Genomic DNA, 25,433 nt, shown 5'->3' on the forward strand with positions numbered 1-25,433 from the left:
TTTGCGGCGCGGGCTACAATGGAAGAGGTTGCAAAATTCCGCGCCCGGATGGAAGGTTGATACGATATGGCTGGCGACGAAATACGCAGAAATATGGCGCTGTTCCCGATTGGCATTGTCATGAAGCTGACCGATCTGACGGCCCGGCAAATACGATATTATGAACAGCATGAATTGATTCAGCCGGCGCGGACGGCCGGCAATCAGCGTCTGTTCTCGTTCAACGACGTCGAGCGCCTGCTCGAGATCAAAGCGCTGATCGAGAAGGGCGTCAACATCGCAGGGATCAAGCAGGTGATGAATCCGGTCGGCGAGAGCGCGGACGACGCGACGATCATCAACGAGTTTTCCGAGGTCAAGCGCAGGGAGATGACCGAATCCCAGCTTCACCGCATGCTCAAGCAGCAGATCATGTCCGGCAACAAGCGCCCGGGCCAAGTATCGCTCATTCAAGGCGAGCTGTCCCGATTTTACAAGAACAAGTAGCATTTTCGTAGCTGTACCCACAACGACCATTCTTAGGAGGCTGTCATGAGCTACTCGCGCGAGGATATCATTCGGATCGCCAAGGAAGAAAACGTTCGCTTCATCCGCCTTCAGTTTACCGATCTGATGGGCATCATCAAAAACGTTGAAATTCCCGTAAGCCAGCTCCCGAAGGCGTTGGACAACAAAATGATGTTCGACGGCTCCTCCATCGAAGGTTATGTGCGGATCGAAGAGTCCGACATGTACCTGTATCCGGATCTCGACACCTGGGTCGTTTTCCCTTGGGTGACGGAAGACCGCGTCGCGCGCCTGATTTGCGACGTCTATATGCCGGACGGCACGCCGTTCGCGGGCGATCCGCGCGGCATTTTGAAGCGTGCGCTCGAAGAGGCCGAGGAGCTTGGCTATACGTCGTTTAACGTCGGACCGGAGCCCGAGTTTTTCCTGTTCCAGACCGACGAGAAGGGCAATCCTACGACCGAGCTCAATGACCAGGGCGGATACTTCGACCTGGCACCGACCGATCTCGGCGAGAATTGCCGCCGCGACATCGTGCTCGTACTCGAGGAGATGGGCTTCGAGATCGAAGCTTCTCACCATGAGGTCGCGCCGGGCCAGCATGAGATCGACTTCAAATACGCAGACGCCATCAAGGCGGCCGACCAGATCCAGACGTTTAAGCTCGTCGTCAAGACGGTCGCCCGCAAGCACGGCCTGCATGCGACGTTTATGCCGAAGCCGCTGTACGGCATGAACGGCTCCGGCATGCACTGCCATCAGTCGCTGTTCAAAGGCTCGGAAAATGCGTTCTACGATCCGAACGACCGTCTGGGCCTCAGCACGGTGGCGCGCCACTATATGGCCGGCATCCTGCAGCATGCCCGGGGCATGGCCGCCATCACAAATCCGACCGTCAACTCGTTCAAGCGTCTCGTGCCCGGCTACGAAGCGCCTTGCTACGTCGCCTGGTCGGCGAGCAACCGCAGTCCGATGATCCGCATTCCGGCTTCTCGCGGACTTAGCACGCGCGTCGAAGTGCGCAATCCGGATCCGGCAGCCAACCCGTATCTGGCGCTCGCGGTCATGCTGAAGGCGGGACTGGACGGCATTCGCAACAAGACGGCGCTTCCGGCGCCGGTCGACCGCAACATTTATGTCATGAGCGACGAGGAGCGCATCGACGCCGGCATTCCGAGCCTGCCGCTTAATCTGCGCGAAGCGCTCTCCGAGATGCTGCGCGACGAAGTCGTTTGCGACGCGCTCGGCGATCACGCGCTCACGCATTTCTACGAGATGAAGGAAATCGAATACGACATTTATCGCACCCAGGTTCACCAATGGGAGCGGGATCAATATTTGACGACCTATTGATTGCCCATCGCGACCGAGTACGGCAGCCGATCCCTTTGCGGGATCGGCTTTTATAATTTAGGCGACCGCTAGCTTGGATCGTAACGGCTACGCTATGAAAAGGCTGATAGGAGGGCTTGAGCTTGAGAAGCCGGCAAGAAATGATGCGCTTGATCGTCGAATTTTCCACAAGCGACGACAGAATTCGGTTAGCGACGCTGGAGGGTTCGCGCACGAATCCAAACGTCGCGGAAGATCGTTTTCAGGATTACGACGTTTCCTATTTCGTGACCGACCTGGCGTCATTCAAGCGATGCGACGACTGGCTGGACTTCTTCGGCACCCGCAGCATGCTGCAAAAACCCGAGGCGATGGCGCTTTTTCCGCCGGAGCTTGGAAATTGGTTTTCTTATCTGATCCTGCTCGAGGACGGCAATAAATTGGACTTGACGTTGATTCCGATCGACGAGCTCGACGAATATTTTGCGAATAGCGACGGCCTGGTGAGCATACTGATCGACAAAGACGGGCGCGTCGAGCGCGAGGTCGTGGCGAGCGACCGGCAATATTGGATAAAGAAGCCGACCGAACAGGAATTCGACGATTGCTGCAACGAATTTTGGATGACCTCCACCTATGTCGTGAAGGGCTTGGCGAGAAGGGAAATTTTGTTTACCGTCGATCATCTTCACGAGATCGTCCGCCCAAATCTGCTCAGGATGATGGCATGGGACATCGGGGCCGTTCGCGGCTTTACGTTCAGCGTGGGGAAAAACTATAAGTACATCGAACGGTACTTGCCGAAGTCGGATTGGGAGCGATTGCTGTCCACTTATGCGGCCGATAGTTATGAGCGCACGTGGACTTCATTGTTCGCCTGCCACGAATTGTTCAGAACCTATGCGAGGACTGTCGCGGATCGCTTAGGTTATGCATACCCGTCATACGATGAAGCGATCACGGCCTATACGCAAAAGATCTACGAGGAAACGAAGGAATGATGACAAATGCAAAGACACGGCATCCGCGTTGCGGCGGGTGCCGTGTCTTTGTCTCGTGACTGAAGTTGATTAACGAATGCTGCGGATTAAACCGATGACCTTGCCCAAAATGCTCACGTTGTTCAAGCGCAGCGGCTCCATCGTGCTGTTCTCCGGTTGCAGACGGATGTGGTCGCGCTCCTTGTAGAACGTCTTGACCGTCGCCTCGTCCTCTTCGGTCATGGCGACGACGATATCGCCGTTCGTAGCGGTCTGCTGCTGGCGCACGATGACATAATCGCCGCTGTGGATGCCGGCGTCGATCATGCTGTCGCCTCTGACCGAAAGCATGAATACCGTCTGCTCGCCGACCATCTGTGCGGGAAGTGGGAAATACTCCTCAATGTTCTCCGTCGCGGTGATCGGCACGCCTGCCGTAACCTTGCCGACGAGCGGAACGGAACGAACGGACTGCGCGAATTGGACGACCGGATCTTGTTCGCCGTCCGTAATCTCGATCGCGCGCGGCTTGGTCGGATCGCGGCGAATGAGGCCTTTCTTTTCAAGACGGTCGAGATGGCCGTGCACGGTAGAGCTCGACGCGAGCCCAACGGCTTCGCCGATCTCACGCACGGAAGGGGGATAGCCCTTGTCCTTCACTTCGTTCTTAATAAATTCCAAAATGGCGGATTGACGGTTGGACATCTTCGACACCTCGAAGCCCTCCTACTGACTATAAATTCATATGACAAATTATAACACAGAACCGGAGTTCGTACAAACATTCGTTCTGAGAGAACTTGTGTTCGCAAAATGCTTGACTCAAACATATGTTCGTGATAATCTCATATCAGAACAAACGTTTGGGGTGGATGACATGGTACAAGTACAACTTCTCGGTTCGGAATCGCTGAAGTCGAATGAATTTACATATATGAATCGGAAGAGAGGGACGGGGAGAGACGTTCTCTCCGACTCACGAGTCAAGCGCGCGGGATTGTCGCGCTTGGTCGATACGTTCGCTTCCGTCAAAGGGCTGCGACTGATTTTGATCCCGCTCGTCGCGCTGATGATTTACGCCGGACTGTCTATGATGAGCGCATCCGCCGAGCCTCAATCAGTCAATCCCGCCGCGAAGTCCGAATCGACCGTGACGGTCGACGCGGGAGACACGCTTTGGTCGATTGCCGAAGCAGCCAAGCCTGCCGGCATGAAGACGGTAGCCGCCGTTCACTTGATTATGAAGCGCAACGGTTTAACTTCTTCCGCCATCGCCTCCGGTCAACGCTTGGTGCTTCCGGCCAAGCTGTCCGCTTCCCATGGATGAGAATGCACGTTCTCGTTCGAATGAATCGCAATAATGACTGCGATTGAATATGCTATGTTGATCGGCCGATGCATATCGGCCTTTTTGCTGTAGCCTCGCCTTGACAATCCCTTTGCGATATTGTCAAATGAGAAGAGGCAACACGGGAGGTGACCCTATGGAATTCGACAAGCTGATTGCTCGAATCAACGAGTTGGCACATAAACACAAGACGACCGGATTGACTGAAGAAGAAGCCGTTGAGCGGCAGAAGCTGCGTCAGGTATATTTGGACAACTTCAAGCGCAACTTCAGGCAGCAGCTCGATCAGATCGAATGGACGGACGAACCTCCGGCGGATACGATCAAGCATTAAGGCGAGGCGTTGCAGGCTCGAAAATTAATGTCCTTAAATTTTTTACCGGACGGTCTTATCCATGCGGCATCGGGGCAAAGCCGGCTTAACCGCCGGCTTCGTCTATACATAGGAGGGTATGCAGTGTCACGTTCATGGGAACGCGCCGTACAGCGCAATACGAAGGAAATCAACAAACGCCGCAAAAAAGAAGGCAAGCAAAGCTTGTCCGCGCCCGTGGCCCAGATCGACCGATTCAAGGGACGGAGCTTCATTATGCCGTTTACGCTCGTGCTGTTGATCGTGTTTTACATTCTGATGTTCCAGCCGTGGTCCGCGGACTTCAAGCAGAGCGCCGGCATGTTCTGGGCGACGGTCGGCTGTTATGTGCTCCTCGCCGTGTTCTATTTCCTGCGCAGGCCGTATTTGTCGGTCTCAAAGGACAGGTTGGAGACGCGCAAATTCGCTGGCTACAAGACGCTTAAGCCGCTCGAGGTGCGGAAAATCGTGCAGATGCCCGGTTATATCGTCATCGAGCCGGTCAAGGGCGGCAACTGGGTATTTTCCAAGCTGATGAACCGGTACCCGCTGGACGCGATGTCCGCGCGGCTGAAGGAGTTTGCGAGCCAGCATCAGATCGAGTGGGAGACGCGCGCCAAATAAGCGATACGACAACGGAACAACACGTTTTCGAACAACGATTGCGCACGGGAGAGATGGACGGGGATGAAGATTCAAGCAATAATGTTCGATCTGGACGATACGCTGCTGTGGGACGATCGCAGCGTGAAGCAAGCTTTTGAAGCGACCTGCGAGCTGGCATCGAAGGAAGCGGGCGTCGATCCGGTTGCGCTCGAAGAAGCGGTACGCCGCGAAGCGCGCGCGCTTTACGAGACGTACGAGACGTTTTCCTTTACGCAAATGATCGGGATTAACCCGTTCGAAGGGCTATGGGGGAATTTTAAGGCCGGGGAGCATCCGATGTTCAGACGGATGGAAGCTATCGTGCCCGATTACAGACGCGAAGCCTGGACGCGCGGCCTCAAGGCGCTCGGTGTCGACGATCCGACGCTCGGCGCCAGGCTTGCGGAGGAATTTCCGGCCCATCGCCGGAAACTGCCGATTGCGTATGAGGAGACGTTCGAAGTGCTGGACGCGCTCAAGGGCCATTACAAGCTTCTGCTATTAACGAACGGTTCGCCCGACTTGCAGGAGGAGAAGCTTGCGATGACGCCCGAGCTGATCCCTTACTTCGATGAGATCGTCATCTCCGGTCAGTTCGGAGAGGGCAAGCCGTCGCCGCGATTGTTCGCGCATGCGCTGGAGCGCCTCGGTCTTGAGGCGGGCGATTGCGTCATGGTCGGGGACAAGCTCACGACCGACATCAAAGGCGCCAACGGCGTCGGGATGATCTCGATCTGGATCAACCGGCACGACGCCGTGCGCGGCGACGAGATCGTGCCGAGCTACGAGATCGCGAGCCTCGCCGAATTGGAGCCGCTGCTCAGCAAGCTGTCCGCGGAATAACAAAAGCGCCATATCCCCGGGAATGGGATACGGCGCTTTTTTATTACGATAGAAACGAATTACTTGACGAACGCAGGGTCCTCGTAAGGATGCGCGATCCAGCCTTCGGTCTCGATGAACAGGCGGACGGCGACGACCTTCTTGGACTCGGTGAGCGTGAAGAAGTGAACGCTGCCTTCCGGTACGGAGATGACGTCGCCAGCGCTCAGGATGACGTCGAAGTATCCGGTCGCTTCGTCGCCGCGGATGATGAAAATGCCTTCGCCCGCCGTGATCGCCCGGACTTCGTCTTCGGTATGCGTATGGATCTGCTCGAACTTCTTCAGCAGCTCTTCGATGTTCGGCGTGGATTCGGACAAGACGACGATGTCCCAGGTCTTGTAGCCGCGGCGGCCGGCCAGATCGCGAATCTCGGCGTCGAAGGTCGACAGAATCTCGGCTTTGTCCTCGGCGCTCAGGTCGAAGTTCTCTTGCAGGCGCTCGGGCAGCTTGGATGGATTCCAGTGCTCGTAAAGCACGCCTTGCTTGTCGAGAAAGGACCTGACGTTGTCTTCGCCTTCGATCAGTTCGTTCGTATTGCGGACGCGAACTTTTGCCATGTTCTTATTCCTTCTTTCCCACTATGAATTTAAGTATTTGTTGATTAAATTATAATCGCTGCCACGCCTTTTGTCGACATATCCAACCTGATCTTTTCGTGAATAAAACATTCTGCTACTATAGAGGTTAATGATTTTACCCATGAAGTTACCCGGAAAAGGATGATACGTCTAAATATGACTTTAACCGATACGAAAGCCCCTTTGCAAGAGCAGCTGAAGAAGCGGATTCTTATTCTCGACGGCGCGATGGGCACGATGATCCAGCAGGCGAACCTGACGGCGGAAGATTTCGGAGGCGAGGAGCTCGAGGGCTGCAACGAAATGCTAGTGCTGACCCGTCCCGACGTCATTCGCGGCATTCACGAGCAGTATCTCGCGGCGGGATCCGACATCATCGAGACGAATACGTTCGGCTCGACGTCCGTCGTGCTGGCGGAGTACGACATTCCCGAAAAGGCGCGGGAGATCAATCTGGCCGCGGCGAGGCTCGCCCGTGAAGCCTGCGATAAATACTCGACGCCGGACAAGCCGCGTTATGCGGCCGGCGCGCTGGGTCCGACGACCAAGACGCTGTCGGTGACGGGCGGCGTGACGTTCGATCAGCTTGTCGAGGATTACCGCGAGCAGGTCGTCGCGCTTATGGAAGGCGGCGTGGACGCCATTCTGATCGAGACGTGTCAGGATACGCTTAACGTCAAAGCGGCGAGCATCGGCGTCCGGGCGGCTTTCGAGCGGATGGGACGGACGCTGCCGATCATGATCAGCGGCACGATCGAGCCGATGGGCACGACGCTGGCCGGCCAGAACATCGAATCGTTTTACGTATCGCTGGAGCACTTGAACCCGGTATCGTTCGGACTGAACTGCGCGACCGGTCCCGAGTTCATGCGGGATCATATCCGTACGCTGTCCGCGATCGCGAAGTCCGGGGTGAGCTGCTATCCGAATGCCGGTTTGCCGGACGAGAACGGACATTATCACGAATCGCCAGAATCGCTCGCGCGCAAGCTGCGCGCCTTTGCCGAGCAGGGCTGGATCAACATTGCGGGCGGCTGCTGCGGCACGACGCCGGCTCATATCAAGGCGATCGCGGAAGCGATGGCCGACGTCGCGCCGCGTGTACAGGAAGGCGAGCATCCGCCTGCGGTATCCGGCATCGAGACGGTATATATCGAGAGCGAAAACCGGCCTTATATGGTAGGCGAACGCACGAACGTGCTCGGCTCCCGCAAGTTTAAGCGGCTCATCGCGGAGGGCAAGTACGAGGAGGCGTCCGAGATCGCGCGCGCCCAGGTCAAGAGCGGCGCCCATGTCATCGACGTCTGCCTCCAGGATCCCGATCGCGACGAGACGGAGGACATGAAGAAATTTCTCGATTTCGTCACGAAAAAGGTCAAGGCGCCGCTCATGGTAGACACGACCGATCCGGCCGTCATCGACATGTCGCTGAAGTATATCCAGGGAAAGACATTAATTAACTCCATTAATCTTGAGGACGGCGAGGAGAAATTCGAAAAGGTCGTGCCGATTCTGCACAAATACGGCGCGGCCGTCGTCGTCGGCACCATCGACGAGCGCGGACAGGCGATCACCCGGGAAGACAAGCTCGAGGTGGCGGTCCGTTCACACGACCTGCTGGTGAACAAGTACGGTTTGCAGGCCGAGGATCTCATTTTCGACGCGCTCGTTTTTCCCGTCGGGACCGGCGACGAGCAGTATATCGGCTCCGCCAAGGAGACGATCGAAGGCATCCGGCTCATCAAGGAACGTCTGCCGAAGTGCCAGACGATCCTCGGCGTCAGTAACATCTCGTTCGGTCTTCCCGAAGCGGGCCGCGAGGTGCTGAACTCCGTGTTTCTTTACGAGTGCACGAAGGCCGGGCTCGACTACGCGATCGTCAACACGGAAAAGCTCGAGCGCTACGCGTCCATCCCCGAGCATGAACGCCGTCTCGCCGAGGAGCTGCTCTACAACACGAACGACGAGACGCTTGCCGAATTCGTCGCCGCTTTCCGGGACAAGAAGGTGGAGAAAAAGGTCAAGGCCGAAAACTTGCCGCTTGAGGAGCGTCTCGCCGGCTATGTCGTCGAAGGCAGCAAGGAAGGCCTGCACGCCGATCTCGACGAAGCGCTGACGAAGTACGCGCCGCTCGACATCATCAACGGTCCGCTTATGGCGGGCATGTCCGAGGTCGGCCGCCTGTTCAACAACAACGAGCTGATCGTCGCCGAGGTGCTGCAGAGCGCGGAGGTCATGAAGGCGTCGGTGGCGCATCTGGAGCCGCACATGGAAAAAGCCGATTCCGCCGTAAAGGGCAAGATCATGCTCGCGACGGTCAAGGGCGACGTCCACGATATCGGCAAAAACCTCGTCGAGATCATTCTCTCGAACAACGGCTACAAGATCGTGAACCTTGGCATCAAGGTGCCGCCGGATCAGCTGATCGCCGCCTACCGCGAGGAGAAGCCGGACGCCATCGGACTGTCGGGCCTGCTCGTCAAGAGCGCGCAGCAGATGGTGCTGACCGCGCAGGACTTGAAGAGCGCCGGCATCGACGCCCCGATTCTCGTCGGCGGCGCCGCGCTCACGCGCAAGTTCACGAAGACGCGGATCGCGCCCGAATACGACGGCGTCGTGCTGTACGCCAAGGACGCGATGGACGGTCTCGACATCGCCAACAAGCTGAGTGATCCTGCGCAGCGCGCCGCGATCGAGCAGGAGCACCGTACTGCGCTCGCTACGCTCGAGCGTGAGGAGGAAAAGCCTGCGATGCCAGCGCCGACGCGCGCCCGCAGCGCCAGCGTGTCGCCGGACGCGCCCGTTTTCGCGCCGCCGGACTACGATCGCCACGTGCTGCGCGATTATCCGCTCGCGCATGTGCTGCCTTACGTGAACCTGCAGATGCTGATGGGTCACCATCTCGGTCTTAAAGGCAACGTAGAGGAGCTGCTCAAGGCAGGGGACGAGCGCACGACGCAGCTGAAGGAGACGATCGACGGCATTATGGCCGACGCGCAGACGAACGGCTGGCTGAAGCCGCAGGCGATGTACCGCTTTTTCCCGGCGCAGGGAGACGGCAACGACATTTTGATTTACGATCCGGCCGACCGCAAGACCGTGATTAAGAAGTTCACGTTTCCGCGGCAGGCGGTGGAGCCGTTCCTGTGCCTGGCGGACTTTCTGAAGCCCGTGGACAGCGGCGTCATGGATACGGTAGGCTTCCTCGTCGTGACGGCGGGCAACGGTACGCGCGAGCAGGCGGAGAAGTGGAAGGAGAGCGGCGACTACCTGCGCTCGCATGCGCTGCTCGCGACCGCGCTCGAGGTGGCGGAAGGCATGGCGGAGCGGGTGCACCAGATCATGCGCGACAACTGGGGCTTCCCGGACCCGGCCGACATGACGATGAAGCAGCGGTTCGGCGCCAGGTACCAGGGCATCCGCGTGTCGTTCGGCTATCCGGCTTGTCCGGATCTTGAAGACCAGGGACCGCTGTTCGAGCTGATGAAGCCGGAGGACATTGGCGTTCAGCTGACGGAAGGCTTCATGATGGAGCCGGAAGCGTCGGTGTCCGCAATGGTGTTCGCGCATCCGGACGCCAGGTATTTTAACGTAGACAAGGCGTGAGGAATTACTAAAGATACAGGCTACACAGAAGGCCGTCCTTTCGCGCAAGCGACCGGGCGGCTTTTTGCCGCGCCCGCAAAGAAGGGAAATGAAGATGATCATTTCCCCGGAAAGCGCAGGATGCGACACCGAGTAACGCCAATCGCCCGTCAGATCGCTTGTTTTTCGACCGGTCTCAGCGGTTAGTGCTTTCATTCGACACTGTTATTGCAATTGCGCGACAATTCAAACAAATGAACGCTTTTTTTATCGCTGTCGTCATTTCCCATCGCGCGAGAGCGGACAAGTTATTTACGCATCGCCGATCATTAATAACCTCGCGAACGCGGGTTATTTTTTTACCCCCGCTAGTAAAGCGAACGGATATTCGCTAAACTTGTTGAAGGGAGTGAACGGTATGAATAAGAAGAAGTCTTTACTTGAACTGATCGAAGACCTGCGAAAAAACGAAAATATTGCAAATTGGTACGAAATGCCGCCGCAAGAGGCAAAGACGCGCCCTATTCCAGAAAGCGTTGACCCTCGAATTCGCCAGGCTTTAAATAAGCGAGGAATATCTGAGCTTTACACGCACCAGGAAACTGCTTTTCGAACTGTTACGGATAAGCAGAATATCGTAGCAGTAACTCCTACGGCTTCGGGAAAAACCCTGTGCTACAATTTGCCGGTACTCCAGGCCATAGCTGCGGATGATACCAGCCGGGCGCTATACTTGTTCCCGACAAAGGCGCTCGCGCAGGACCAAAAAAGCGAACTGACCGAAATTATAGATGAAATGGGCATCGATATAAAAAGCTACACATACGACGGGGATACCTCGCCGACGATCCGGCAAATTGTCCGGCTTGCTGGACATATCGTAATTACGAACCCCGACATGCTGCATTCTGCAATATTGCCGCATCATACTAAATGGGTTAGCTTGTTCGAAAATTTGAAGTTTATCGTAATCGACGAATTGCATACTTATCGAGGCGTGTTCGGCAGCCACGTTGCAAACGTAATTCGGAGGCTTAAGCGCATATGTAAATTCTACGGAAGCAACCCGACTTTTATCTGCACGTCCGCGACAATAGCGAACCCGAAAGAATTGGCCGAACAGCTCACGGGAAGCCCGATGCGTCTTATCGACGATAATGGCGCGCCACGAGGCCGCAAGCATTTTGTCTTCTACAATCCGCCAATCGTAAACGCGCCTTTAAATATTCGAAAAAGCGCGACCGTTGAGGTAAACAACCTCGCAAAAGAGTTTCTTCGAAACAAGATTCAAACAATCGTGTTTGCGCGTAGCAGGGTAAGGGTCGAAATTATATTAAGTCATATTCAGGAATTGGTTAAAAATGAAATTGGCTCGAAGTCCATACGAGGATACCGGGGCGGATACCTGCCGAAGCAACGCCGTGAAATTGAAAGAGGCCTAAGAGAAGGCGAGATATTAGGCGTAGTAAGCACGAACGCGCTGGAGCTCGGCGTCGACATTGGGCAGCTTCAGGTATGCGTCATGACTGGATACCCCGGCAGTATTGCTAGTACCTGGCAGCAGGCAGGTCGCGCCGGAAGACGCCACGGGGAAGCTTTGATTATAATGGTCGCCAGCTCGACGCCGATTGACCAATATATCGTACAAAATCCGGAATACTTTTTTGACCGATCGCCGGAGCAAGCAAGAATAAACCCGGATAATCTAATCATCCTCATCGACCATGTGCGTTGCGCAGCTTACGAACTGCCTTTTAAAACGACCGAAGAATTCGGTACATTAGACGTTACAGACATATTGGAATACCTACAGGAAGAACGTGTACTGCACCGGAATCAAGACACGTTTTACTGGTCCGCACAATCATTCCCAGCAAGCGAAGTCAGCCTTCGGTCTGCCTCCCAGGAAAATGTCGTAATCGTAGACCAATCGAACATAGCGGCTGTTAAGATCATAGGGGAAATGGATCGATTCAGCGCTATGACCCTGCTCCACGATGAGGCGATATATCTCCATGAAGGGGTGCAGTTCCAGGTCGAAAAATTAGACTGGGAACACAAGAAGGCTTACGTCCGCGAGGTCGATGTAGAATACTACACAGATGCGAATCTGGCGGTCAACTTAAAAGTGCTGGAGATTGACCGAACCTCGGAAAGGGAGAAGGCTGCTGTAAATTATGGAGACGTCGCAGTAAATATAATCCCGACGATTTTCAAAAAAATCAAATTGACTACGTTCGAAAACATTGGATCGGGGCCGATCCATTTACCGGAAGAAGAACTGCATACAAGCGCGACATGGTTAGAGTTAAAAGCCGTAGATAACGAAATTGGAGCGAAAACGCTAGAGCAGCTTCTTTTGGGAATTGCAAACGTCTTACAACATATCGTGCCGGTCATGGTCATGTGTGACCGCAGCGATATCCATGTTGCTCCACAAATAAAAGCAGCCCAGACAGGGCTGCCTACAATTTTTATTTACGACCACTATCCGGGCGGTATTGGATTGGCCGAAGACGTTTATAAACGCTTCGACGAAGTAAGAGACGCGGCCAAAAATCTGATACGAAAATGCCCATGTAAGGATGGATGCCCTGCATGTATTGGAATGGAGATTACAGGTATAAACGGGAAGCAGCAAAGTGTCCAACTGCTCAATCTTATATAGTTGAAGAGGCCGCGGGGGCCCGCAGCGCGAACGACATGCAGTCTGCCCTGGTCTTGCTCGGCAAGGCCCCGGCGCTCGGGCTGCTGCAAAGAACGGCAGGTGCGGCAGGATGAGCACCCTTCGCGACCGATTGGACCGGCTGCGGGCCCAGGCGGCCGCGTCCAAGGCGACGGCGGAGGCAGGGACCGGAAGTTCGGCCGCCGACGAGGCGGCTGCGGAGGGTGCCCGGACGGCGTCGGCAGGTATGGGAGCGGACAACGCCGGCGTAGGCGTTAAGACGGGGGATAAGGCGTCCGCCTGCAGCGGGGGCGTCGGCGGCATCGGATTTGGAGACGAAGGCGGGCCGACAAGCGGGCTCCATCCGGCGCTCTCCGCGCTGGACGTCGAGGAGGTCGCCGGCGAGTTGGGCAGCTTTTTGCGCCGCCGCGCGGTTTATCCGCTCGAGCACCGGCACGGACACTACGTATTGTCCGAGCTGATGTCCTGCGCCGGCAGGCTGAAGCCGGTCGCGGCGCGGCAAAACCGGAAGCGGGGCTCCCGAACGGCGGAAGAAGCGTCCGAATCGACGGACATCGAAGCGCAGCGGCTGCTGTTCCTCGACACCGAGACGACGGGACTCGGCGTCGGCACGGGCAATTTGCCGTTTATGATCGGTTTCGGTTATGCGGACGCCGCCTCCGGGACGTTTACGGTGGAGCAGCTGCTCATCCGGCATCCGGGCGAGGAACGGGCGATGCTGGCGTATCTGCTCGGCAAGTTCGCCGGCGTCACGCATCTGGTCACCTACAACGGCAGGTCGTTCGACTGGCCGGTGCTGACGAGCCGCTTCGTGCTGAACGGCTGGCGGCCGAGCGGCGTCGAGCCCGGCCATCTCGATTTTTTGCATCCTTCCCGCGCCTTATGGAAAAACACGCTGCCTTCATGCCGCCTGAGCCGGATCGAGGAAGACCGGCTCGGCATCGTGCGCGGGGAGGATGTGCCCGGCTCGCTCGCGCCGGAGCTGTACATGAAATATTTGAGCGACGGGGACGCCTCCCATCTCCGGGGCGTCTATATCCACAACGAGCGGGATATTTTGACGCTGGCCAGCCTGACCGTTCATTTCGGCGGCGTGCTCGAAGGCAGGCTTGGCGCCGATTGGGCGCTGCCGGAAGAGCCGGAGGAACTGTTCCGGACGGCGGCTTGGCTCGCCGAACACGGGGGCGAGCGGCACGCGGAGCGGCTGTTCGCGGCGTTGTGCGCGGAGGGCACACCAGGCGGCCGCTGGCTGCTGCCGGCCGCCGCGCGCCTCAAGCGGCTCGGTCGGCACGACGAGGCGGCGGCGCTGTGGGAGCGGGCAGCGAGCCTCGCCGAATCGCGCTTGCTGCCTTCCGCCGAAGCGCATATCGAGCTGTCGATGCATTACGAGCATCGCCGCAGGGAGCCGGCCGTCGCGCTGGACTACGCATCGCGAGCGCTCGAGCTGTTGCAGCGCCGGACGACGCTTCGCCAGAGCGATCGCGCGCGCGCCGAGCTCGACGCGATCAGGCACCGAATGGCGCGGCTGCGCCGGAAGCTCGAAGCGACAGCCCGGCTCGGATGACATTTCCGCGCGGCCCGTCGCTTCTTTTGATGCCCGCATGGTTGCAGAGTACGCCGCAAAAGGGTATTGTGATTCATATAAAAGCTGGCAGCAATATGCAAGCGCAAGACAGCGTCGAAGGAGCCCATATTCATGTTGCAACCAATCGCGCCGCTTCGCGAACAACGCTTCGCCGAGCGGCCGAAGGCAGTGCTGCTCGACCTCGACGGCACGCTGTATCGAGGAGAGACGCCGATCGATGGCGCTTCGGAACTTGTCGAGGCGCTTGAAGGAGCGGGCATCGCCTGCTGGTATTTAACGAACAATTCGACGCGCACGCCGGAGCAGGTGGCGGCGCATCTTCGCGGCTTCGGCATCCCGGCCATGGCTGAACGCGTCATTACGTCCGCCGCGGCCGCCGCGTATTACGCCAAGCAGCGTCACCCGGACGCGACAGCGTTTGTCATCGGCGAGCACGGACTTCGCAGCGCGCTCGCCGAGGCAGGAATCGCGATGCCGGACGAGGCTGAACTCGCCGCCGGGGCGAAGGTGAACCTCGTCGTGCAAGGGCTGGATCGTGGCCTGAACTACGGACAGTTGACCGCAGCGCTAGGTTATTTGTTGTCAGGCGCCGACTACCTGTTGACCAATCCGGATCGCCGGCTGCCCGTCGGCGACGGCTTCCTGCCTGGCGCGGGGAGCGTGGCGGCCCTGCTGGAGACGGCGAGCGACGTCGCGCCGGTCGTCATCGGCAAGCCGTCCGGCATCATGATGCGGTACGCGCTGGACTTGGCCGGCGTCGAAGCTGCGGAGGCGTGGGTCGTCGGCGACAATCCGCATACCGATCTCGCAGCGGGTCTTGCGGCAGGCTGCCCGACGGTGCTTGTCCTAACCGGCATATGCGGTCCGGACGATTGGCGCGAGCGCTGCGAACGCGCGGGTGCGATGCCGGATGCGGTGTGCGCCGGGCCGGCGGAAGTGGGCGAGCTCGTCGCCAGGTCCGGGAACGGCTGACGGGCGTTTCGTTACATAAGTTTCGATTCGAATCCGAACGACGATACACGATAGCGGCCATCAGCGGGATGGCCGGAGAAGGGATGAACGATCATGCCGGAATGGCCGGAAATGGACACCTACCGAAGATTGCTGTCTCCGCTCGTATGCGGGAAGCTGATCAGGGAGGTCGTCGTAAACCGAGAAAAGACGATCAACGAACCACCCGAGGCGTTTATAGACGCATTGAGGGCCAAACGAATCTTGTTCGTCGAGCGGCGCGGCAAGCACCTGCTCTTTCATCTGGACGACGGCAGTCGGCTGCTGCTGCATTTAATGCTCGGCGGCTGGATGTTCTACGGTGAGGAAGGGCCGAAGAGCGACGACCATTATCAAGTCATCCTGACGCTGGACGACGGCAACCGGCTGTTTTTCGCGGGCTTGCGGCTCGGTTTCCTCCACCGGCTCAGCGCGAAGGCCGTGCTGGAGCGGCTGCACGACCTGGGGCCGGATCCGATGGACCCGCGCCTGACCGAAGCGGCTTTCGCCGCCCGGCTCAAAAAGCGAAGGGGACGGCTCAAGCCCGTCTTGACCGACCAGAAGTTTCTGGCCGGCATCGGCAACTGCTACTCGGACGAGATTTGCTTCGACGCCATGATCCATCCGGCTTCGCAAATTTCGGCGCTGACCGAAGAGCAGATCGCCGCGCTGTATGCGTCCATGCGCAAGGTGCTCATGCAGGCGGCAGCCGGCGGCGGCTATATGGAGCATCCGTTGACGGAGACGGACGAGACGACGGGCGGATTTTTGGACAAGCTCCAGATTTACGACCGCGGCGGCGAGCCCTGTCCCCGCACGGGCGACGAGATCGTGCTGGAAACGCTGGCGGGACGCAAAATGTTCTACTGTCCGGCGTGCCAGAAGGAAGCCTAACATGCCGGCCGTAGGCAGCCATGTCAGTACGCGGCGCGGCTTGTACGAAGCTGCGCGCGCGGCGAGACGCATGGGCGGCGACGCCTTCCAATACTTTCCGTCCAATCCGCGCACGCTGTTTTCCAAGCCCGTCGACGAGGCGGACGCATCCCGCTGCGCGGCGTATTGCAAGGAAGAAAAGATCGTATCGCTCGGTCACTCCGCCTATGCGATCAATCCCGCGGCGACCGGCGACTCGGCCGCCCAGATGGAGCGATGCGTGCTCGGCGATCTTGCGATCGCGGAGGCCTGCGGCTCTATCGGCACGGTCGTTCACTTCGGCGTCATCCGCGGCGACGATCCGCTGCAGGGCTACCGCGACATGATCGCCTGGCTCGACCGGACGCTGGCTCGTTGGGAGGGCAAGGCGAAGCTGCTACTCGAGAATCAGGCCGGCAACCATGGCGACGCCGGCAAGACGCCGGAGGAAATGGTCCAAATTCGCTCTTTGTCCGCCTATCCGGACAAAATCGGCTTTTGCCTCGATACTTGCCATTTGTTCGCCAGCGGCGAATGGAACGGCGCGAATTGGGCCGATTTTCGGAAGCGCGCCGCGAAGCTTAGGTTTTGGGACCATCTCGCCGCCGTTCATTTGAACGATTCGCGCTATCCGTCGGGCTCGCGCAAGGACCGTCATGCGCCCATCGGAGAAGGCTATATCGGCGACGATAACTTCCGTGAGCTGCTCGCATCGCCGGAGATCCGGCGGGTACCCATCGTCATGGAGACGCCGCCGGAGGCGGACGGTACGCACGAACAACAGATCGCCCGCGTCCGCAAGCTGATGAGCGAGGAGGACGATTAACGTGATTAACGTTTATTTGGACGACGTGCGCCCCTGCCCCGCCGGATTCGTGGCGGCACGCACGGCCGAGGAATGTCTGCTGCTCCTTCGCGAATACGAGGTTGGCATCCTTTCACTCGATTACGAGCTCGGCTACGGCCAGCCCAGCGGATTCGCCGTCGTCGCCGGTCTGATCGCCGCCGGCACGCATCCGCGGGAGGTTTACGTACATTCGTCCAGCATGATGGGCCGCGCCCAGATGGTCAAAGGCTTGCGCGATGCCGGCATCGCCGGCTTGATCGTGCATGACGGGCCGATGCCCCCGGCGGTGCTGGAAGCGGCCGCGTCCGCCAATGCCAAGGGGAAGGACGAATCGCCGTGACCGAATGGGAAGCGAGAGCCTGGCGGCAGGAGATCGACGCGTCCGAAGGCGCGCTCGCGCTTTTTGTCTACACGCCGCTATGCGGCACATGCGCGCTCGCCAGACGCATGCTGGAGGTTGCGGAGGCGTCGCTGGCGGACGTTCGGATCGCATCGGCCAACATTAACCTGATGCCTGGGCTCGCAGAGGCGTTTCGGATCGAGAGCGTGCCCTGCCTGCTGCTGCGGGAGAGGGACGGCTCATGGAATAAGATATACCGATTCGGATCGGTCGTGGAGGTCAGGGCGCGGCTCGCCGAATTGTTTAAGGGAGAGGAAAAACGAATATGATCGAGCTTAAAAATATCGTATGGCGCCGCGAAGAACGGGACATTCTGCGCGGCGTCGATCTGAACGTCAAGGCGGGGGAACGCTGGGTGCTTCTCGGCCGCAACGGCTGCGGCAAATCGACGCTTTTGGAAATGATCACGGGTTATTTGTTCCCGACGAGCGGCACGGTTGACGTTCTCGGCAACCGGTTCGGTCGCGTGGACGTGCGCGAGGTGCGCAAAAAAATCGGCAACATCGGCCCGTCGCTGATCGAAAAGCTCGTCCCACGCGACCCGGTCTGGGAGATCGTCGTCGGCGGTATCAACGCCTACTTGCGCATTTACGAAGAAATTGCCGACGAGGTCAAGGCGAAGGCGCTGGCCGAGCTCGATCGCGTCGGACTCGCCGCGCGCGCGGAGCAGCCGTTCGGGACGCTGTCCCAAGGCGAACGCAAAAAGGCGCTGCTGGCGCGTACGATGATGGCCGACCCGCAGCTATTGATCATGGACGAGCCCTGCGCCGGACTCGACCTTTTCGAACGGGAAAAGTTTTTGGATTCGCTCGGTTCGCTATCGAAGCGCGTCGACGGCATCTTGTACGTGACGCATCATATCGAAGAGATCGTGCCGTTGTTCACCCATGTGGCGCTCATGGCCGAGGGCAGGATCATCGCGGCCGGTCCGAAACGCGAAGTGCTGACGGCCGAGCTGCTGCGCGACGCCTACGAGGTGCCGGTCAACGTGCGCTGGTCCCAGGACAGACCTTGGATTACGGTTGAAAAGGAGGGGTAGCGTGACGGCATTCATCGGAACGAGCAACCCCGGATTCGCGCCCTTTGCGATGGAGGAGCTACGCAGGCGCCAGCCTGGCGTCTCGCTGTCGGGCCTTGCGCCGGGCGAGACGTTCAAACTTGTCGTCGACGGCGCGGACGATCGCGAGCTCGTTCGCCAGCTCCGCAAGGACGAGCCGATCTTTTTGCGCCATCTGTTCCCGGTGCGGGAGGAGCTCGACATTCCGTCGCAGGCCGAGGAGGTCGCTTCGGCGCTCGTTCGCTTCGCGGGTTCGCTGGCCGATGAAGTGAGTGGTGCCAAAGTTGCGGTTCAGGTGCGCAAGTCCCAGGACAGCCCATTCCCGTTTTCGTCCGCCGAAGCGCGCGACCTGATGGTGCCGGCTTTGCTGGAGTCGGGAGCCGAGACCGTATCTCGAGACGCCAAGTGGATCGTGTCGGTATATGCGTCGAAGCGCACCCTTTATCTTGGCATGTCGGCCCCCGCGGACAATTTGTCCGATTGGCCGGGCGGCGCCGTTCGGTTCCGCCGCGAGGAGGGGCTCATCTCCCGCGCCGCCTTCAAGCTGCTCGAAGCGGAGCAGACGTTCGGCCTGCCGTTCGAGCGGTTCACGAACGCGCTCGATCTCGGCGCGGCGCCGGGCGGCTGGACATCCGTGCTGCTGGAGCGCGGACTTCGCGTGACCGCGGTCGATCCCGCGGAGATGGACGAGTCGCTGGCCGGGCATCCGAGACTGCGTCATCTGCGTCAGAACGCAGCCGATCTGTCCTTTGCGCCGGGAACGTTTGACCTGCTCGTCTGCGACATGAGCTGGGATCCGCATCATACGGCCCGAATCGTGAAGCAGTTGGCGCCGGCGCTGTCGGCGGGCGCATCCGTCATCGTCACGCTCAAGCTGATGTACAAAAAGCCGATGCAGACGATCGTGGATCTGCTCGGTTCTTACGAAGAGGCGTTCGATATCCGCAAGGTCAAGCAGCTGTTCCACAATCGGGACGAAGCGACGGTCTGGATGCGCAAGTAGCCGTTAAAAAGCGATGCTTGGACTATAGGAGAACAGTCTTCCATCGGCGAACGCGCCATGCTATAATCGGAGCAATACGATCGACAAACGTACGGGAAAGCATCCCGCGCCGAGCCGACTCCCTTCGGGAAGCGGTTTTGGCGCGGTTTTTTATTTAAATCGCTTTTTCGCAGCTGCGAAGGGAGGATCGGAGCATGAAGGAAACGCATGGGCGGCATCCGCTGCCTTCATTCGAGCTGGGTCAGCTCATAGCGAACCGTTACAGGATTGCCGGCGGGCTGGGCCGGGGCGGGATGGCGCGCGTCTACCTGGCCGAAGACTTGAAGCTGGGCGGACGGCTGCTCGCGCTCAAGCTGACGCGGACGTATGACGGCGCAGAACGGTTTATCGACGAGGCGAGACTGCTCAGCTCATTGCGTCATCCCGGTCTGCCCGAGATTGTCGATTACGAGCCGCCGGACGAGCAAGGGCTTGCACTCATCGTCATGACCTATGTCGAGGGCGAGACGCTCTCCGAGCGAATGCGGAGGCACGGGATGCGGCTGCCGTTCGCCAAGTCGTTTCGGTATTTGCTCCAGCTTGCGCGGACGCTCCAGTATTTGCACGCGCAGCGACCGCAGGTCGTCTTCCGCGACCTGAAGCCGACCAACGTTATGATCGATGGCAGGGACGACGCGATTCTGATCGACTTCGGCATCGCGAGAGAGTTCAAGCCGGGCGTGGCGAAGGACACGCTTATGCTCGGCACGCCGGCCTTCGCCGCGCCTGAGCAGCTGCGCGGCGAGCAAAGCGACGCCAGGACCGATCTGTACGGGCTCGGCGCCCTGGCCTATTACCTGCTGACGGATGGCGGCTTCTTCAGCCGCACCAGCTCCGTCGGCAGACCGGCCTGGCAGCGCGGCATCCCGCCGGGGTTCGCCGCGTCTGTGGAGCGACTGCTTGCCGAACGCCCCGAAGACAGACCGGCCAGTGCCGCTGACGTCGTCCGCGACTGGCAGCAGTACGCGGGCTTCGCGGAAGCGAACGAGCTCGGCGAGCCGAACCCGACGCCGCCTGCGATGCGCGGGCAAGCGAGACTCGGCGCTATAGCCGGCCGGCGCAACAGCGGGACTCGAATCGTCGCGCTATTGTCCGCCTACCCGGGCGCAGGGGCGACCTTCGCGGCGCGGCTGCTGTCGTCCCGTCTGAATCGACTCGGCGCCGCGCATGCGCTGACGGAGTGCCCCGGGGGCGAGCCCGAGCTGTACCGCTGGCTGGACGGCGAGCGGCGTATGCCGGGCCGCGCGGTGTTCGCGGATCCATCGGGTGTCGGCGCCGTATCCCCGATTTGGCGGGAAGGCCATGCCGACTATTATCCGCTCCATCCGGACGCGCCGCCCGAAGGCGGTCCGGGGCCGGGCTTCGCCGCTTGGCTGGACGGGATCGGCGCGCCGCTCGTTCTGCTCGACGTATCCGGCGCCTGGCAGAATGCCCGGGTGTCGGACTGGCTCGCAGCGCACGCCGGCGCCGTATACGCGGTGGCCGATCCGCTGCCGGTCAAGTGGACGGAGCGCAGGCAGCGGGGCTGCATGGAGCTGCTCGCGGCCGCGGCGCGCGCCGGCGCGGACACGGGCTGGATCGCGAACCGGGACGTCGATTTTTACGGACGCGGCGAGTGGCTGCGCCTGTTCCCGGAGCCGCCGAAGCTTGCGGTGCCGCACTTGCCGCCGGCGGACGCCGCATCCTGGCTGTGGCGGGGCGGCACTGTCGCGCTGCCGAAGCGCGCGGCGGCCGATGCGGACGCCTTTTGCGCGCATCTGCGCCGGTGAAGCGTCCGCCGACGCCGTTGTATCTGTTGTTTATCGTCCTTGCCGGGACCAGCGTCTCTCAGGATTGTATGGTTCATCCATTCGATCTCGCCAAGTCGTCATGGTACAATAGATGTCAGCGGATTCAGACGATTTTCGCGAGACATTACAGTACATACAGACAGAGGTGGACGATCATGAGCGAACGTATATTGATTATAGAGGACGAGGACGGCATCGCGCGCATCCTCGAGCTTGAGCTGAAGCATGAAGGCTACGAGGTCGGCCGCGCAGCCGACGGCCGCACGGGTCTCGAGATGGCGCTGAGCGGCGAATGGGACCTGCTCCTGCTCGACGTCATGCTCCCCGGGCTGAACGGCGTCGAGGTGCTGCGCAGATTCAGACAGAACGACAACGCGGTGCCCGTCATTTTGCTGACAGCCAGAGATACGGTCCCGGACAAGGTCAGCGGCTTCGAGCACGGCGCCAACGACTACGTGACCAAGCCCTTCGCCATGGAAGAGCTGCTCGCGCGCGTGCGGAACCTGCTGCGGATCTTCAAGGCGTCGCGCGAGGGCGAGAGCGAGGACGCGCTCAAGATCGGCGACCTGACGATCGAGCTCATCACGCGCAAGGTGTTCCGCAAGGATCACGGCATCGACCTGACGCCCCGCGAGTTCGAGCTGCTGCTGTATTTGGCGCGGCACAAGGGGACGGAGAAGACGCGCGACGAGATTTTGTCCGATGTATGGGGCTACGAATATATCGGCGATACGAACGTCGTCGACGTATACATTCGTTATTTGCGCCAGAAGATGGACAAAGGGTACCGGCATAAGCTGCTTCACACCGTCCGCGGCGTAGGCTACATGCTCAAGGAGCCTGAAGTATGACGCTGAGGCTTCGCTTCACGCTTTTTACCGTATTTTGGTTGATTTTTATTTTGATCCTTTACAATGTTTTCGTGTATTACTTCGTCATCAAGGTGACGACGCGCGGCGAACTGCAGCTGCTGTCCAGCAAGGCCGACCTCGTGATGGAGACGCTCCGCAAAAACGAGATGGCGGGCATCGACGACGCCGCGCTGCTGAAGGATATGTATAATGTCAACGAGATGATGCGCATCGTTACGCCGGATTCGCGCGTCGTGAACTCGGTCGGCGTGGACAAGCAGCTCCTTGCTCTGCCCAAGGAGGTGCGGACGGTGTCGCACTCGGACACGATCAAGGTGGACGGACATCGGGTGCTCACCTGGTCCGTTCCGATCTACGACAACCACCGCCTCATCGGCCAGATCGACAGCGCGCGGTATTTGACCGCGCTCGACGGCTATTTGCAAATTTTGCTTGGCGCGCTCAGCGTGACGAGCGTCGGCGCGATCATTTTCGCCATCCTCGGCACCTACTGGTTCACGTCCAGGCTGACGGGGCCGATCGGGCAGATGGTCCAGACGATGCGCGAGATCGACCGGAGCGGCAAGCTTCAGCGGGTGAAAATGGGCCGCGAGGAATCGGTCGAGCTTCAGCAGCTGATTCGCGCGTTCAACCAGATGATCGACCGGCTCGACCGGACGATCGAGCGGCAGAAGCAGTTCGTCGCCGACGCCTCGCACGAGTTGAAGACGCCGCTCACCGTTATCGGCAGCTATGCGGACATGCTCAAGCGCTGGGGGCGCGACGACGTCACCGTGCGCGACGAGGCGATCGAGGCGATCGCGCGCGAGACGGAACGCCTCAAGAAGCTGACGCTCTCCATGCTGACGCTGGCGGAGGCGGAGCAGGACGATTGGCTGAGCAAGAGCCGATTCGACATCGTCTCCATCGTGAATGATCTGTCGGGCGTGCTGAGGGCGACGTTCCTTCGTCATGTGCGGGTGCATGCGGGCTCCGGCACGGTGCAGATGGTCGGGGACAAGGACAAGATCCGACAGATGATCCTGATCTTCCTGGACAACGCGATTAAGTACAGCAAAGAGCCGATCGACGTGCGCATCAGGTCGGAGAAAAATACGGTTCGCATCGAAGTGACCGACTACGGCATCGGCATATCGGAAAATGAGATTCCCTATTTGTTCGAACGGTTTTACCGCGTGGATGAAGCGAGGCATCGAGCGACCGGCGGCAGCGGCCTGGGACTGTCCCTCGCCAAGCGGATCATCGATCTGCACGGCGGGACGGTCGAAGTATTCAGCAAGCCCGGCAGCGGCACGACGATCGCGATCGCGCTGCCGTATAAATGAAGGCTTGTGTCAGCCGCGGCGACGGACCGAATCGCGCGAAAAAGCCTTCGTCGCGCCGCTGCCGGCGGAGACGAAGGCTATTTGATTGAAGCGCGGGACATATGCTGCTACAGTACGCGCTTAGCGGTCTTGTAATGGCTCTTCCAATAGGAGGCGCTCAGGCTGGTGACCGTGACGCCCGGCTTGCCGTACGTGTGAAGAATTTTGTTGTTGCCGATATAGACGGCGACATGTCCGATTTTGGAGCTGTTGCTCGATTTGAAGAAGACGAGGTCGCCCTTTTTGAGCTGGCCTTTGGCGACCGTCTTGCCCTTGGTCGCTTGCGCGCTGGATACGCGCGGGAGCTTGACGCCGTATTTGCCGAAAATATATTGGGTAAAGCTGGAGCAGTCGAAAACTTTAGTCGAGCCGGAAGGCGCGCCAAGGCGATATTTGACGCCCAAATATTTTTTGCCGAGCGTGATGATCTTGTCGGCTTTGGCGGTCGCGGGCGCGGCCGCGGAAGCTTTGGGGGCGGAAACGAACATCGTACCGGAAACGGCGATGGCGGCGCAAAGTCCGAGACTGGCGAATTTGCGGATCATTCGGCTGTGTATGTTCATGCTCATGTAGTGTGTGATCCTCCGTCCGATTGGTGCGGCTCGCTAGGGCCTATTTACTTAACCCAACTATAACAGATGCCAAACAGCCTACAATTTTCCAAAAAGAACAAGAGCCGCATAATCAAGCGGCTCCTGTCGATTTCTTAGAAAGAAATGAGAATTCTCTCATATGTGCAACCCAGTTTGCGAGCGGCCGCGCGCCAACTATAATGAGTAGCAAGAAAGCGAGGAATAAACAGATGAAAATGAGAGTTTCCGCCGTTCAGTTCGCGCTGAAGGACGTGAGCAGCGCGGAGGAATGGAGCGCCCAGGTGAAGCACTATGTCCGCAACGCGGCCGAATACGGCTCGCAGTTCGTGCTGTTCCCCGAATTTATTACGACGCCGCTGCTCGGCATAGGCGAAGAGGCTGGCGGCGCGGGGCGTCCGATCGACGCGCTGCCGGATTACACGGAAATGTATACGAGCCTGTTCTCCGGTCTTGCGCAGCAGTACGGCATGTATTTGTTCGCGGGCACCCATGTGACGAGGCGGGGCGAAGGACTTCGCAACACGGCGTTCCTGTTCAAGCCGGACGGCAGCTGGCATACGCAGGACAAGCTTCACATTACGCCGACGGAGGTCGAATCCTGGAGCGTGCAGCCCGGCGAAGGCGTCGAGGTGATCGACACGCCGTTCGGCAAGGTCGGCTTGCTCACGTGCTACGATATCGAATTTCCGGAAATCGTGCGAATGGTGCGCGCCAAGGGCGCGAACGTCATTTTTTGCCCGTCCTGCACGGACGACCGGCACGGCTTTCACCGGGTACGGTACTGCTGCCATGCGAGAACGGTTGAAAATCAAATTTACGTCGTGACGACGGGTACGGTCGGTTCGCTTACCCGCGTCGACTTTATGCGCGCGAATTACGGGCAAGCCGCCATCCTCGCACCGAACGATATTCCGTTTCCGCCGGGCGGCATTCTAAGCGAAGGGGATATGAACGCCGATATGCTGATCACGGCGGATCTCGACCTGTCGCTGCTGGACGACGTCCGCGAAGCGGGCTCCGTTACGACGTGGCGGGACCGCAGGATCGATCTGTACACGGATTGGCAGTAGGAAGGGGAGCATC

24 protein-coding genes are annotated in these 25,433 nt (G+C 59.2%); 21 read left to right on the forward strand and 3 right to left on the reverse strand.

Features of this window, described 5'->3' with window-relative positions; genetic code table 11:
- The first annotated feature begins 66 nt into the window (after window positions 1-66).
- The 3 genes from KVT38_RS13910 (at window position 67) to ant(6) (ending at window position 2,840) form a co-directional block, all read left to right on the forward strand.
- Window positions 67-486: a MerR family transcriptional regulator gene (locus KVT38_RS13910; RefSeq protein ID WP_217594330.1), complete on the forward strand. Its 420-nt coding sequence runs from the start codon at window positions 67-69 to the stop codon at window positions 484-486.
- Window positions 487-531: 45 nt separating this feature from the next.
- Entirely contained in the window at window positions 532-1,860 is a 1,329-nt protein-coding gene (gene glnA / locus KVT38_RS13915; protein ID WP_217594331.1) for a type I glutamate--ammonia ligase, read from the forward strand.
- Between the two features lie 122 nt (window positions 1,861-1,982).
- Window positions 1,983-2,840, forward strand: coding sequence for an aminoglycoside 6-adenylyltransferase (gene ant(6) / locus KVT38_RS13920; RefSeq protein WP_217594332.1), 858 nt, complete (start codon window positions 1,983-1,985; stop codon window positions 2,838-2,840).
- 69 nt (window positions 2,841-2,909) lie between these two features.
- On the opposite strand, the gene lexA is transcribed toward ant(6), so the two are convergent.
- Window positions 2,910-3,533, reverse strand: a complete 624-nt coding sequence (lexA, locus tag KVT38_RS13925) for a transcriptional repressor LexA (RefSeq protein ID WP_217594333.1) — start codon at window positions 3,531-3,533, stop codon at window positions 2,910-2,912.
- A gap of 163 nt (window positions 3,534-3,696) precedes the next feature.
- Between lexA and KVT38_RS13930 the strand changes: the two genes are divergently transcribed.
- From KVT38_RS13930 to KVT38_RS13945, 4 genes are all read left to right on the forward strand, one after another.
- Window positions 3,697-4,146: a LysM peptidoglycan-binding domain-containing protein gene (locus tag KVT38_RS13930; RefSeq protein WP_217594334.1), complete on the forward strand. Its 450-nt coding sequence runs from the start codon at window positions 3,697-3,699 to the stop codon at window positions 4,144-4,146.
- A gap of 157 nt (window positions 4,147-4,303) precedes the next feature.
- Window positions 4,304-4,501 (forward strand): DUF896 domain-containing protein, encoded by a 198-nt coding sequence (locus tag KVT38_RS13935; protein WP_217594335.1) that lies wholly within the window; start codon window positions 4,304-4,306, stop codon window positions 4,499-4,501.
- 123 nt (window positions 4,502-4,624) lie between these two features.
- Window positions 4,625-5,143 (forward strand): hypothetical protein, encoded by a 519-nt coding sequence (locus KVT38_RS13940; RefSeq protein WP_217594336.1) that lies wholly within the window; start codon window positions 4,625-4,627, stop codon window positions 5,141-5,143.
- Window positions 5,144-5,206: 63 nt separating this feature from the next.
- The gene (locus KVT38_RS13945) at window positions 5,207-6,007 is read left to right on the forward strand and encodes an HAD family hydrolase (RefSeq protein ID WP_217594337.1); all 801 of its coding nucleotides are present in this window, start codon (window positions 5,207-5,209) and stop codon (window positions 6,005-6,007) included.
- Between the two features lie 59 nt (window positions 6,008-6,066).
- Here KVT38_RS13945 and KVT38_RS13950 read toward each other — a convergent pair whose 3' ends face one another.
- Window positions 6,067-6,606, reverse strand: coding sequence for a cupin domain-containing protein (locus KVT38_RS13950; RefSeq protein WP_217594338.1), 540 nt, complete (start codon window positions 6,604-6,606; stop codon window positions 6,067-6,069).
- A gap of 177 nt (window positions 6,607-6,783) precedes the next feature.
- On the opposite strand from KVT38_RS13950, the gene metH reads away from it, so the two are divergent.
- The 13 genes from metH (at window position 6,784) to KVT38_RS14015 (ending at window position 23,718) form a co-directional block, all read left to right on the forward strand.
- Entirely contained in the window at window positions 6,784-10,233 is a 3,450-nt protein-coding gene (gene metH / locus KVT38_RS13955) for a methionine synthase (protein WP_217594339.1), read from the forward strand.
- A gap of 397 nt (window positions 10,234-10,630) precedes the next feature.
- On the forward strand, window positions 10,631-12,880 hold the full coding sequence (locus tag KVT38_RS13960) for a DEAD/DEAH box helicase (protein ID WP_217594340.1): 2,250 nt from the start codon (window positions 10,631-10,633) through the stop codon (window positions 12,878-12,880).
- A gap of 109 nt (window positions 12,881-12,989) precedes the next feature.
- Complete coding sequence (locus KVT38_RS13965) at window positions 12,990-14,462, forward strand: ribonuclease H-like domain-containing protein (RefSeq protein ID WP_217594341.1); 1,473 nt, start codon at window positions 12,990-12,992, stop codon at window positions 14,460-14,462.
- Between the two features lie 132 nt (window positions 14,463-14,594).
- On the forward strand, window positions 14,595-15,455 hold the full coding sequence (locus KVT38_RS13970; RefSeq protein ID WP_217594342.1) for an HAD-IIA family hydrolase: 861 nt from the start codon (window positions 14,595-14,597) through the stop codon (window positions 15,453-15,455).
- A gap of 93 nt (window positions 15,456-15,548) precedes the next feature.
- Window positions 15,549-16,367 (forward strand): Fpg/Nei family DNA glycosylase, encoded by an 819-nt coding sequence (locus KVT38_RS13975; RefSeq protein WP_217594343.1) that lies wholly within the window; start codon window positions 15,549-15,551, stop codon window positions 16,365-16,367.
- A gap of 1 nt (window position 16,368) precedes the next feature.
- Window positions 16,369-17,211, forward strand: coding sequence for a deoxyribonuclease IV (locus tag KVT38_RS13980; RefSeq protein WP_217594344.1), 843 nt, complete (start codon window positions 16,369-16,371; stop codon window positions 17,209-17,211).
- A 1-nt stretch (window position 17,212) separates the two neighbouring features.
- The gene (locus tag KVT38_RS13985; RefSeq protein ID WP_217594345.1) at window positions 17,213-17,572 is read left to right on the forward strand and encodes a cyclic-phosphate processing receiver domain-containing protein; all 360 of its coding nucleotides are present in this window, start codon (window positions 17,213-17,215) and stop codon (window positions 17,570-17,572) included.
- Window positions 17,569-17,901, forward strand: coding sequence for a thioredoxin family protein (locus KVT38_RS13990; protein WP_217594346.1), 333 nt, complete (start codon window positions 17,569-17,571; stop codon window positions 17,899-17,901). The genes KVT38_RS13985 and KVT38_RS13990 overlap by 4 nt, the downstream gene beginning before the upstream one ends.
- Window positions 17,898-18,671, forward strand: a complete 774-nt coding sequence (locus KVT38_RS13995; RefSeq protein ID WP_217594347.1) for an ABC transporter ATP-binding protein — start codon at window positions 17,898-17,900, stop codon at window positions 18,669-18,671. The genes KVT38_RS13990 and KVT38_RS13995 overlap by 4 nt, the downstream gene beginning before the upstream one ends.
- Before the next feature lies 1 nt (window position 18,672).
- Window positions 18,673-19,692 (forward strand): 23S rRNA (cytidine(2498)-2'-O)-methyltransferase RlmM, encoded by a 1,020-nt coding sequence (locus KVT38_RS14000; protein ID WP_217594348.1) that lies wholly within the window; start codon window positions 18,673-18,675, stop codon window positions 19,690-19,692.
- A gap of 194 nt (window positions 19,693-19,886) precedes the next feature.
- The gene (locus KVT38_RS14005; protein ID WP_217594349.1) at window positions 19,887-21,500 is read left to right on the forward strand and encodes a serine/threonine-protein kinase; all 1,614 of its coding nucleotides are present in this window, start codon (window positions 19,887-19,889) and stop codon (window positions 21,498-21,500) included.
- Window positions 21,501-21,676: 176 nt separating this feature from the next.
- A complete protein-coding gene (locus tag KVT38_RS14010; protein ID WP_217594350.1) occupies window positions 21,677-22,372 on the forward strand; it encodes a response regulator transcription factor in 696 nt (231 codons plus the stop codon).
- Window positions 22,369-23,718: a sensor histidine kinase gene (locus KVT38_RS14015; protein WP_217594351.1), complete on the forward strand. Its 1,350-nt coding sequence runs from the start codon at window positions 22,369-22,371 to the stop codon at window positions 23,716-23,718. Before KVT38_RS14010 ends, KVT38_RS14015 begins: the two co-directional genes overlap by 4 nt.
- 107 nt (window positions 23,719-23,825) lie before the next feature.
- Here the strand turns inward: KVT38_RS14015 and KVT38_RS14020 are convergent, their stop codons facing one another.
- Window positions 23,826-24,320: a C40 family peptidase gene (locus tag KVT38_RS14020; protein ID WP_217594403.1), complete on the reverse strand. Its 495-nt coding sequence runs from the start codon at window positions 24,318-24,320 to the stop codon at window positions 23,826-23,828.
- Between the two features lie 239 nt (window positions 24,321-24,559).
- Between KVT38_RS14020 and KVT38_RS14025 the strand changes: the two genes are divergently transcribed.
- Window positions 24,560-25,420 carry a carbon-nitrogen hydrolase family protein gene (locus KVT38_RS14025; protein ID WP_217594352.1) on the forward strand — a complete coding sequence of 287 codons (861 nt, stop codon included), beginning with the start codon at window positions 24,560-24,562 and terminating at the stop codon, window positions 25,418-25,420.
- Window positions 25,421-25,433 lie beyond the last annotated feature (13 nt).

Source organism: Cohnella sp. GbtcB17, from assembly GCF_019091135.1.
Lineage (GTDB): Bacteria > Bacillota > Bacilli > Paenibacillales > Paenibacillaceae > Cohnella.